At 44.5% G+C, this 10,387-nt stretch carries 11 protein-coding genes and 1 pseudogene; 8 read left to right on the top strand and 4 right to left on the bottom strand.

What is annotated here, in order from left to right; all coding sequences use genetic code 11:
• Window positions 1-875, bottom strand: an 875-nt coding sequence (locus AB4138_RS23000) for an ISAs1 family transposase (RefSeq protein WP_372307852.1), incomplete at its 3' end; no start/stop codon positions are given.
• A 176-nt stretch (window positions 876-1,051) separates the two neighbouring features.
• On the opposite strand from AB4138_RS23000, the gene AB4138_RS22995 reads away from it, so the two are divergent.
• From AB4138_RS22995 to tnpA, 4 genes and pseudogenes are all read left to right on the top strand, one after another.
• On the top strand, window positions 1,052-1,207 hold the full coding sequence (locus tag AB4138_RS22995) for a hypothetical protein (protein ID WP_372307848.1): 156 nt from the start codon (window positions 1,052-1,054) through the stop codon (window positions 1,205-1,207).
• Window positions 1,208-1,308: 101 nt separating this feature from the next.
• Window positions 1,309-1,557, top strand: a complete 249-nt coding sequence (locus AB4138_RS22990) for a hypothetical protein (protein ID WP_372307845.1) — start codon at window positions 1,309-1,311, stop codon at window positions 1,555-1,557.
• 53 nt (window positions 1,558-1,610) lie between these two features.
• Window positions 1,611-1,907: a helix-turn-helix domain-containing protein gene (locus AB4138_RS22985; protein ID WP_372148293.1), complete on the top strand. Its 297-nt coding sequence runs from the start codon at window positions 1,611-1,613 to the stop codon at window positions 1,905-1,907.
• Window positions 1,908-2,089: 182 nt separating this feature from the next.
• Window positions 2,090-2,423: pseudogene (gene tnpA / locus AB4138_RS22980) on the top strand (IS66 family insertion sequence element accessory protein TnpA).
• Window positions 2,424-2,477: 54 nt separating this feature from the next.
• Here tnpA and AB4138_RS22975 read toward each other — a convergent pair.
• The 3 genes from AB4138_RS22975 to uxuA all read right to left on the bottom strand — a co-directional run bounded on the left by AB4138_RS22975 (window position 2,478) and on the right by uxuA (window position 5,336).
• Window positions 2,478-3,101: a bifunctional 4-hydroxy-2-oxoglutarate aldolase/2-dehydro-3-deoxy-phosphogluconate aldolase gene (locus tag AB4138_RS22975; RefSeq protein WP_372307842.1), complete on the bottom strand. Its 624-nt coding sequence runs from the start codon at window positions 3,099-3,101 to the stop codon at window positions 2,478-2,480.
• A gap of 47 nt (window positions 3,102-3,148) precedes the next feature.
• On the bottom strand, window positions 3,149-4,069 hold the full coding sequence (locus AB4138_RS22970) for a sugar kinase (RefSeq protein WP_372148295.1): 921 nt from the start codon (window positions 4,067-4,069) through the stop codon (window positions 3,149-3,151).
• A gap of 88 nt (window positions 4,070-4,157) precedes the next feature.
• The gene (gene uxuA, locus AB4138_RS22965) at window positions 4,158-5,336 is read right to left on the bottom strand and encodes a mannonate dehydratase (protein ID WP_372148296.1); all 1,179 of its coding nucleotides are present in this window, start codon (window positions 5,334-5,336) and stop codon (window positions 4,158-4,160) included.
• Between the two features lie 244 nt (window positions 5,337-5,580).
• On the opposite strand from uxuA, the gene AB4138_RS22960 reads away from it, so the two are divergent.
• From AB4138_RS22960 to AB4138_RS22945, 4 genes are all read left to right on the top strand, one after another.
• Window positions 5,581-7,044 (top strand): mannitol dehydrogenase family protein, encoded by a 1,464-nt coding sequence (locus AB4138_RS22960; RefSeq protein ID WP_372307839.1) that lies wholly within the window; start codon window positions 5,581-5,583, stop codon window positions 7,042-7,044.
• Between the two features lie 8 nt (window positions 7,045-7,052).
• Window positions 7,053-8,459 (top strand): glucuronate isomerase, encoded by a 1,407-nt coding sequence (gene uxaC / locus AB4138_RS22955; protein ID WP_372307836.1) that lies wholly within the window; start codon window positions 7,053-7,055, stop codon window positions 8,457-8,459.
• A 192-nt stretch (window positions 8,460-8,651) separates the two neighbouring features.
• Window positions 8,652-9,167, top strand: a complete 516-nt coding sequence (locus tag AB4138_RS22950) for a YgjV family protein (RefSeq protein ID WP_372148299.1) — start codon at window positions 8,652-8,654, stop codon at window positions 9,165-9,167.
• 303 nt (window positions 9,168-9,470) lie between these two features.
• Entirely contained in the window at window positions 9,471-10,262 is a 792-nt protein-coding gene (locus tag AB4138_RS22945) for an FCD domain-containing protein (protein WP_372148300.1), read from the top strand.
• The last annotated feature ends 125 nt before the right edge of the window (window positions 10,263-10,387 follow it).

Here is a 10,387-nt window from a genome sequence, read left to right as displayed (position 1 = left end):
TTAATTTTCCGGATTGGTATTATATACCATCGAGTTTCTTCCGATTGTTTTCCACTTAATTTTTCTTCAACCTTGGCGGTCACTTTGATTACACTCTGTAAACCATCCCAACGATATCCTTTGCCTAACCAGCTTCTATCAATGATTAATTGCTCGCAATGACGTGTTTCAATGCGTCCATGACCAGCACTTACTTCACTGAACTCATCATACGTGTCAGAAGTCGTGCCCTCTCGCATCGATTTGTGCCACCAAGCTTCAAGCTCTGCTTTCATCCCTGAGTGATTGCCTTTTAAGGCTAAGACGTAATCCGCTTTACCTTTCACAATCTGTTTAGCGATGTCTTTTTGACATCCCATTGCGTCCAACGTGATGATGCAGTTCTCAATATCAAGCAGTGTGAGTAACCTTGGGATAGCGGATACCTCGTTGCTCTTCTCATCAACCGCGACTTGCCCGAGAACGAGCTGATGTTGACTACTCCAAGCGCTGACCGCATGGAGTGGATTTCGCCTCTCACGTGTATCGAAAGAACGTCTAGCGGTTTTACCATCGATGGCAATGACATCACTCCCAGTAGACTCAATAAGACAGCTCATCCAACTTTGAAACGCTGTCTCAATTTCTTCTGGCTTAAGACGGCATATAACGCGAGCGATGGTATCGTGACGTGGAATACCATATTCGAAAGGACGATAACGCCGGAGCCAATCTAGGCGATGAGTGCCAAAATCTTCAATCTGCTCCCAGCCTTCGGCTCCTGATAGAACAGCACTGACGGCTAAAAGGATAATATCGAGAAGCTCATGTCGCTTGCATCGGTCAATACGTGGATCTTCAATGGCTTGAAAATGCTGGAGAAAAGAATCGGTCATGCTTAAAACGTTACAATAGATAATTAGTAGCTGATCTGATCACCAGTTTGCTGAAAAGTTCCCATTTTATAATGATCTTGCCGTGAGACACCTCGGAGAAATAATTATTGCTTTTGATATGGTTGATTGTCAGTATTAGAGCCGAATCTTCTTGTAAACACATAGAGGGTTTATCAATGAAAAATCAAATCGTACTTTTAGATTCACTGGCTCAGTTCGAGCAAATTCAAGATTCAAATCTAGCTGAAGTTACAGCTGACTCTCAACTATCAACCGTACCCACTTTAGAGACTGTTCGTTTAGGACTTTTGTATCTAGCGTTGGTGAAGTAACCATCCTCAAATGCTCCGCAGTTTCAAAAAATGGCTCAACCGATCTTCGCGGTAATGAAACTAACTGGAATGACTTTGCGTTAATCTGTGAACAGGTCACTATGGCTCAACTACCAGTAGTATTTGAACTGCCAAAATCGGTCACTGACAATATCAAATCCGCCAACGATTTATGCTTGTTTTCTCAGCTATGGATAGAAGCTAATGAAGCCTATCAAGTTCTGGTGGCTGATGGTGTCGATAACCAGAAAGCACATGAGATTGTTGAAATAGCACTGGACGAGCAAATAGACGCGATGGGGCAGTCGTTACCAGACCAGTACAACGAGTGGTTAGTTCAGTGTGCTTGAGTTGATTCTTTAAAGTATACCGACTCATACTCGATATGGTGAAGCGTGTATGAGTGCGTATTTCGGTGATTTCAAAAGTGCTGACTGAATTCATGATTGATCTCGCTGCGGCAATGGCCAGGGATGATTATGAAACTCGACGTAAAAGACAGGCACAAGGAATACAGAAAGCAAAAGCTTTGGGTAAATATCAAGGAAGAAAACCAGACCTCCAACTGAGAGAAAATGTGGCTCTTTTACTTAGTGAGGGTAAAAGCTGGTCTCAAATTCAACACCTTTTAGGCTGTAGTCGGTCAACGATCGCAAAGGTCAAAAAGCTGGAGCAGTCCGATAAGGACGTTACTTTGTAATAAAGAAGGATATGAACTGGGTTTTTCCCATAAAAATAATAAGTTACGCTCTTAGCGTACAATATTTTCCGAATCGTCGTGTGACCCCTACTTCCTTATAGGTAAGCGCGTCATAAACCCCGCATTCTAACCGCCTAGCACGAATAATAAGATCAAGTCTCCAATCATGAGGAGGTTTTGAAATGGGAAAGCGACGCACCAATCAAGAATGGCAAACGCTTATCGAACAATCTGAATCGAGTTCATTATCTACACTTGCATTTTGTAAGCTCAATGAACTCAATCCCTCAACGTTCTATGCCAAGCGCCAGCAACTCAAATCACTGGCGCATCTCTAGGCTTTGTTCGGGCAGAAGTCGTCGAAAAGACGACAAAGTATCAAGCTCGAATAGCCACGGCTAACATGACTCTTCTCATCAATGATGTTGAGCTGAGTATTCCCCAAGGTACACCAGCGGCTATCTGGGAGAGCTCATCGGTGTGGTGAGGCCTCTTGAGGATCGTTCAAGTAGCTAAACGATCGGCATTAAGCTCAATGCTGGGCTTTTTCGAAACAATTGCAAAGCAATATTAGCTAACGTGAGCTACTGCGTCGCGAACTAATGCACCTAGTTCGTCCCACTTGCCTTCATCCATTAGCTTGGTTGGAACCATCCAAGTACCGCCACATGCAAGAACTGCAGGAATGTCTAGGTACTCGTCAACGTTCTTAAGGCTAACGCCGCCAGTAGGCATGAAGCTTACTGGGTAAACAGCAGTTAGCGCTTTAAGCATTGGAACGCCACCTGATGGTTCAGCTGGGAAGAATTTAAGAGTACGAAGGCCCATTTCCATTGCTTGCTCAACTAGGCTTGGATTGTTAACGCCAGGTACGATAGCAACGCCTTTGTTTAGGCAGTACTGAACTGTACGTGGGTTGAAGCCAGGGCTTACGATGAAGTCAACGCCAGCGTCGATAGAAGCATCAACTTGCTCGTTAGTAAGAACCGTACCAGAACCGATCAGCATTTCTGGGAATTCTTTACGCATAACGCGGATAGCTTCAACTGCATACTCAGTACGTAGAGTGATTTCAGCACAAGGCATGCCGTTTTCAACAAGAGCGCGACCTAGTGGAATTGCATCTTCAACGCGGTTGATAGCAATTACTGGAATCACTTTAAGACTTGCTAGTTTTTCGTTCAAAGTTGTCATGTTTTTTCTCATCGAAATAATGTGTGAGTCTGTGTTAGCAGGACAATTTATAGAGACAGCTCAGGCATTGCTTCAGCAGGGATGATAGCACCCGCGTACTGAATTACTGCACCTGCAACAGTGTGACCGCTAGCCGCTGATTCAACAGCTGTGCCGCCACATAGACGTTTCGCTAGGAAACCTGCACTGAAAGAGTCGCCAGCTGCAGTCGTATCAACGATGTTGTCGATCTGGTTAGCTGAAACGTAGTTTGCGCTTTCGCCTTCAACTACTAGACACTCTTTACCGCCACGCTTGATAACAAGCTCTTTAACGCCAGCGTTAGTTGTACGCTCGATGCATTGCTCAACGTTCTCGTCACCGTATAGGTCTTGCTCATCGTCGAAAGTCAGAAACGCTGTATCTGTGAAGTTCAACATCTTCAGGTACCACTTTTGAGCTTCTTCTTGGCTAGCCCATAATTTTGGACGGTAGTTGTTGTCGAAGAATACTTTGCCTTCGAAGTTCTCAAGGAACTTGAATAGCTCGTTGCGACCGTTTTGAGTCAAAATAGCTAGAGTGATACCACTTAGGTAAACAGCATCGTAGCCACTTAGTGTATCAACAAGAGAAGCTGACTCAGCTTGATCAAACATGAACTTCGCTGCAGCGTCGTTGCGCCAGTAGTGGAAGCTACGCTCGCCTGCGTCATCTGTTTCGATAAAGTACAATCCAGATTGTTTATTAGGGTTTCGAGAAACGAGACTTGTATCTATTCCCTCGGACTGCCAGTGACTAAGCATATTAGCGCTGAAAGGATCATTGCCGATAGCTGTAACATAGCTCGTTTTGATCTGGGTATTATTGGTTAGTCGTGTGAGGTAGAGGGCAGTGTTTATGGTGTCGCCACCGTAGGACTGTTTAAGAAGTTCACCGCATTGTTGTAGTTCAACCATTGATTCACCGATAACGGCAATTTTTAACGTCATATTTTACCTTAATTGATGCGATAAGCCGGGCAGCAAAGCCCCTGATAGTAAGTGGTGGTAGGGGCTTTGATTTTGCTTTATTGGGTCATTACGATTTCATTCGTTTAATCGCGAGTTCTAGCCCTCTTATTTCAGCAAGGCCTTTCAGTCGACCAATGCAGGAGTAACCAGGGTTGGTTTCCTTGTTAAGGTCGTCAATCATTTGGTGTCCATGATCGGGACGCATTGGAATGAGGCGGGTATCCCCTGTCGCTGCCCGTTTTTTCTCGACTGCAACAAGAGCATTAACGACGTTGAACATATCTACGTCTCCCTCTAAGTGAGCCGCTTCGTGGAAATTCTTGGGGTTATCTTCACGTTGGGTTGAACGAAGGTGAGTGAAGTATATTCTGTCCCCAAAGGTTTCAATCATTTTTACTAGGTCGTTATCACCTCGTACCCCATACGAGCCTGTGCACATTGTGATTCCATTCATCTTGCTAGGAACGGCTTTCGTTAGCGCCTCGATGTCTTCGATAGTTGAAACAATCCTTGGTAAGCCAAGGATTGGGCGTGGTGGATCGTCTGGATGAACAGCAAGCTTTAGGCCGAATGACTCACAGGTGGGCATCAGCTCTTGTAGGAATAAAACCATATGTTCACGCAGTTTGTTCTTGTCTATGCCGCGATAGGTATCAAGTCGAGCCTGAAACTCTTCTAAAGTGTAGCCTTCTTCCGCGCCTGGTAGTCCTGCGATGATGTTCGATGTTAAGCGGGCGATATCATCCACACCCATATCTTCAAAACGATCTAGAGCTTCTTGTTTCTCTAAGTCGCTATATTCACTTTCCGCACCGGGTCTTTTTAGTATGTAAAGTTCAAACGCAGCAAACTCGGTTTGGTCGAAGCGCAAGGCTTTGGAGCCATCAGGAAGTTCAAATTCGAGATCCGTTCGGGTCCAATCTAAAACGGGCATGAAATTGTAGCAGACAGTATCGATACCACACTTTGCAAGGTTGATGAGGGACTGCTTATAGTTTTCTATCCACGTAAGATACTTTCCTGTTCGAGTTTTAATTTCTTCGTGTACAGGAACGCTTTCGACTACCGACCATGTAAAGCCGTTTTTCTCTAGAAGCGTTTTTCTATTCATTATTTCTTCAACACTCCACACTTCACCGTTAGGAATTTGGTGTAGGGCAGTAACAATGCCAGTAGCACCAGCCTGCTTAATGTCAGTTAGTGAAACGGGGTCGTTTGGTCCGTACCAGCGCCAAGTTTGTTCCATGTTATCTCCTAATTGCAATATTGGAATACCATTGTATGGTGGTAACTTACATTTTAATCGTATTTCCGCCAACAATATTGTCAATTGGTTTACCAAAATAGTGATCAACATCAAGTGTGTGAGTTTGAGGGTGCCTTTTTACTTGCCTTGTTGGGGGGAAAGTAAAAGAATACCAACATGCAACCTGAGTAGGTTATTTTAAACATTGGTGTGCCAAAGCGCATCGGTTATTCGGAGCTATAAAATGAACATATCTAAAATGGATGAATACCCAGAGCAACTTGAGCGACTAGATATCGACAGAAACGGTCTAAGTACGCGCATTGTTCATCTTGGCTTTGGCGCATTTCATAGGGCGCATCAGGCGTTATACACAAATGAGATGCTAGGCAAGACACAATCTGATTGGGGCGTGTGCGAGATTAATCTTTTTGGTGGCGAGGAACTAATAGCGAACTTGAGAAAACAAGATCATCTATTTACTGTAGCCGAAAAGGGAAAGAATGGAACGACACTAAAACAGATAAAGTGTGTCACCGAATCGCTTCAACCTGCTTTAGATGGGGTAGATGCAATACTAGAAAAAATGGCCGAACCACAAGTCGCTATTGTGTCCATGACAATCACTGAAAAGGGGTATTGTACTGATCCATCGACAGGCACTTTGGATAAGTCAAATCCGCTCGTTGTTGCAGATATGAATAATCCATCTTCACCTGTCTCGGCACTCGGAGTGATTACACGTGCACTATCGATTAGAAAGGAGCGTGGCCTGCAACCGTTCACGGTTATGTCGTGTGATAACGTTCAAGAGAATGGACATGTTGCAAAGTCTGCCATTATTGAATTTGCCACTCTTCAAGATGTCGAGTTAGGTTCGTGGATAGAGCAAAATGTCACTTTTCCGTGCACCATGGTTGATCGCATTGTGCCAGCGGCCACTACAGAAACATTAGCTGAAATATCTACTATATTGGGTTGCGATGACCCTTGCGCAATCGCATGTGAACCTTTTCGTCAGTGGGTTATTGAAGACAAATTTGTAGCAGGCCGTCCAGAGTGGGATGTGGCTGGGGCGCAATTTGTTGAGGACGTCGTGCCATACGAGGAGATGAAGTTGCGTATGTTGAATGGTACACACAGCTTCTTAGCGTACCTTGGCTACCTTGGTGGCTATGATCATATCTCCGATACAATGACAAACCCTGGTTATAGAAAGGCTGCATTCGATATGATGATGAAAGCGCAAGCTCCGTCTTTGAATATGCCAGAAGGGACAGATCTTGAAGGGTATGCAAGATTATTGATTGAAAGATTTACCAACCCGAGTTTAAAGCATCGTACATGGCAGATAGCAATGGATGGTAGTCAGAAAATACCTCAGCGTATGGGCGGTAGTTTGAAATACCACCTAGAGACAGGTAGTGATTTCAAATGGTTGGCGTTGGGAATTGCGGGTTGGATGCGCTACGTGTCGGGTGTTGATGATTTGGGAGAAGGTATTGATGTTCAAGATCCTATGGCGAAAGAGCTACAAACTATTTGCGATAAGCATGGGAAGTCTGCATCTGTTGTGCCAGAACTGTTGGGATTGACTTCGATATTTGATCCAGAAATTGGTTCTAATCCCCGCGTGATTGAAGCGGTAAGTGCTGCATATCAGTCTTTAGTGGATATTGGTGCGAAAGCGTCTGTAGAGGGTTTATAGGGGATAGTATGAAGACTTTTATGTGTGAAGATTTCCTATTAACGAATGAAACTTCAAAGCGGTTGTATCATGAGGTTGCATCACAGCAACCAATCTTTGACTATCACTGTCATCTTAATCCAGCAGATATCGCTCAAGACCGACGTTTTGACAATATGAGTCAGATTTGGCTAGAGGGAGATCACTACAAATGGCGCGCGATGCGAACGGCGGGAATCTCAGAGGATTTAATTACGGGTAAATCCTCGTCTGATTTAGACCGATTTCAGGCGTGGGCAAAAACTGTACCTCAAACCTTGGGTAATCCGCTATACCACTGGACACACCTCGAATTACGTCGTCCATTTGGGGTGCACAATACCCTCCTTAGTCCAGACACTGCCGATGATGTTTGGCATCATTGTAATGAATTATTGGCAACACCAGAGTTCAGCGCACGTGGGATAATGAAGCAAATGAACGTGGTGATGGCTGGTACGACCGATGATCCTGTTGATTCACTAGAGCATCACCGAGCAATTGCTGAAGACAAGTCATTTGATGTGCAAGTATTGCCAAGTTGGCGCCCTGATAAAGCCTTTAAAATTGAACTTGATACGTTTGTTGATTACATGCAAATTCTTGGGAGAGTAGCGGATATAGAGATCCGTCGATTTGATGATCTTCTGATGGCACTGGATAAGCGTTTGCTTCATTTTGCAGAGCATGGCTGTCGTGCGGCTGATCATGGCATTGAAGTCGTCCGTTACGCGCCTATTCCGGTGGAGTCGGATTTGGATGCCTTGCTTTCACGCCGTTTAAGTGGGGAGACTCTTAGCGAATTTGAGAGTGCGCAATTCTCTACGGCTGTACAAGTGTGGCTTGGTAAGCGCTATGCCAATTTGGGTTGGGTTATGCAATTGCACATTGGTGCACAGCGCAACAACAATACCCGGATGTTCCGATTACTTGGTGCTGACTCGGGTTTTGACTCTATTGGTGATACGTCGTTTGCTTTTGAATTGGCGCACCTAATGGATGAGATGGATAAGAGCGATGAATTGCCACGGACGATTCTGTACTGCCTTAACCCTCGTGATAACGAGATGATGGCGACCATGATAGGTAACTTCCAAGGTGGCGGTATTGCTGGAAAGGTTCAGTTTGGATCTGGCTGGTGGTTTAACGATCAGAAAGACGGTATGCAGCGTCAAATGGAGCAGTTATCTCAGTTAGGTTTATTGAGTCACTTTGTGGGTATGCTGACCGATTCGAGAAGCTTTCTTTCCTACACGCGACATGAGTACTTTCGCCGGATCTTATGTGACATGATAGGTCGCTGGGCTGAAAACGGTGAGGTGCCAAACGATATGTCTCTGCTTGGTCCTATGGTCGAAGGTATTTGTTTCGGCAATGCCAAGCGCTATTTTGCATAACAACTGAGAGTTTAGGGGGGATTCTCGCTTCAAGGATAAACCCAAGTGTGTATATGCGATAAGTACCGCGATTTTCGAGTCGCGGTTAAAAGTAACCCCAACGAACGCAACATTGAGTCGTTGATTTATCGGTTGGGAGCCCTGACAAAAGGGTAGCTTATCTAAGAATTCAAATAAGGCACTTAGATGTTAATGAGTGATCCAATAATTTTCGCGCAGAGTGTTGGTGGGGTTGCGTTCGTATGTGGTATTCTGGCCTTTCTGCAGAGAGAAGACCTCAAATTTCGCTACGGTATGGTGATCTTCTGCTCGATAATGGCGGTGCATTTTTTCATGATGGACGCCATGGTCGCGGCTGTAGGGGTAAGCCTCAACGCGATACGTGCATTTGTTTCAATCAAGACACAATCTCGCTGGGTTATGTGGGTGTGTGGTTGCTCTTTGATAGCGATGATGGTTCCACATGTAAGAACTCCAATAGAGATATTGCCCATTATAGGGTCGGTTGCAGGGACGTGGGCCTTATTCTCTTTGAAGGGAATTAAAATGCGAAGTGTCATTCTTTTTAACTCCTGTTGTTGGTTCATGCATAATGTTTGGTTGGGTTCAATCGGCGGGAGCTTGGTCGAGGGTGCCTTCATCGTTACTAACCTAATGACGATCTATAAGTTGCGGTGTAATACCGGAGCAGAGAGTTCTGCGTACTAATGTCTATTGACAAGAAACGTACCAATAGTCATGCAATTTACCAACTAATATTTAAATAACTCCCTCTGCATCTGTATTTACATCCCTTTCACTCCTAAATTCCTCTGCTGTTATAGAAAATAACGCATATTCGATCGCTTGTATTTGTTGGTTGGTTACTTGTAGGGGCAAGGTTGGAATCTACGTCATGATGGTCATAAAATAAGTGTGGATGTTCATGTGATCTAGCAAAGAATTGGTATATAACTTAAGTTCTCTCTGCTACAATTTTGTGAGTTAACTATATGCGACTAGGATGTTGGTATGCCAGAGAAAGGTAGGCGGTATCTCTCCATTGGTAGAGATCTGAGAAAAAAGCTAGAAATGGGGGAGTACGCAGTAGGGGAACGATTACCGACTGAACGTGACATCGCAACTAAGTACAATGTTAGTCGTACGGTGATTCGTGAGGCTATCATAATGCTAGAGCTTGAGGGGTTGGTTGAAGTTAGAAAAGGCTCGGGAGTCTATGTAATGAAGCTGCCAGCAACACCGACTTTAATCGGTGGTCATCAACAATCTATCAGTGGTCAAGGGGCTGGGCCGATGATTGATTTGAATGGTGATATCGGCCCATTTGAGATGCTACAGGGTCGTCAATTACTAGAAAGTCACATTGCAGGCTTTGCTGCTCAAAACATCACTAAAGCCGAAATTAGTGAGATGAGAAGAATTTTAGCGGAGGAGCGGGCTCAAGTGCTTGCCGATAATCCGAGTCATGATACTGATAAGCAGTTTCATATCGCGATTGCACGAGCAACCAAGAACGGATTGCTTATAGAGGTCATGGAGGCCATCTGGTCTCGACGTGAGAGCAGTAAAATGTGGGCCCAGTTGCATGCCGATGTAGATAGCCAAAAATATCGAATGATGTGGGTAGAGGAACACGCAGCCATTCTTAATGCTCTGTTGAGAAAAAACCCAGAAGAGGCAAAGCTCGCGATGTGGAAGCACTTGGATAGTGTGAAGCAAACGCTAATGAAGTTTTCAGATATAGATGATGACTCTTTTGATGGTTTTCTATTTGATAGTTACCAATTAGAAGTGAATTCGTAGGCTTTAATCTAAGGTTATGCTTCCTCCGTGATTGCCTACTAAAAGTATAGCAACACTTAAGAGGGGTATTACCAGAGAGACAAGAACGAAGTTACCCAAGAGCAGTAATCGAGTAGGAGGAGGCC

Source organism: Vibrio sp. 10N.286.52.C3, assembly GCF_041468865.1.
Taxonomy (GTDB): domain Bacteria; phylum Pseudomonadota; class Gammaproteobacteria; order Enterobacterales; family Vibrionaceae; genus Vibrio; species Vibrio crassostreae_C.
The sequence above is the reverse complement of the archived record's forward strand: the minus strand, read 5'-3'. Positions and strand labels throughout refer to the sequence as shown.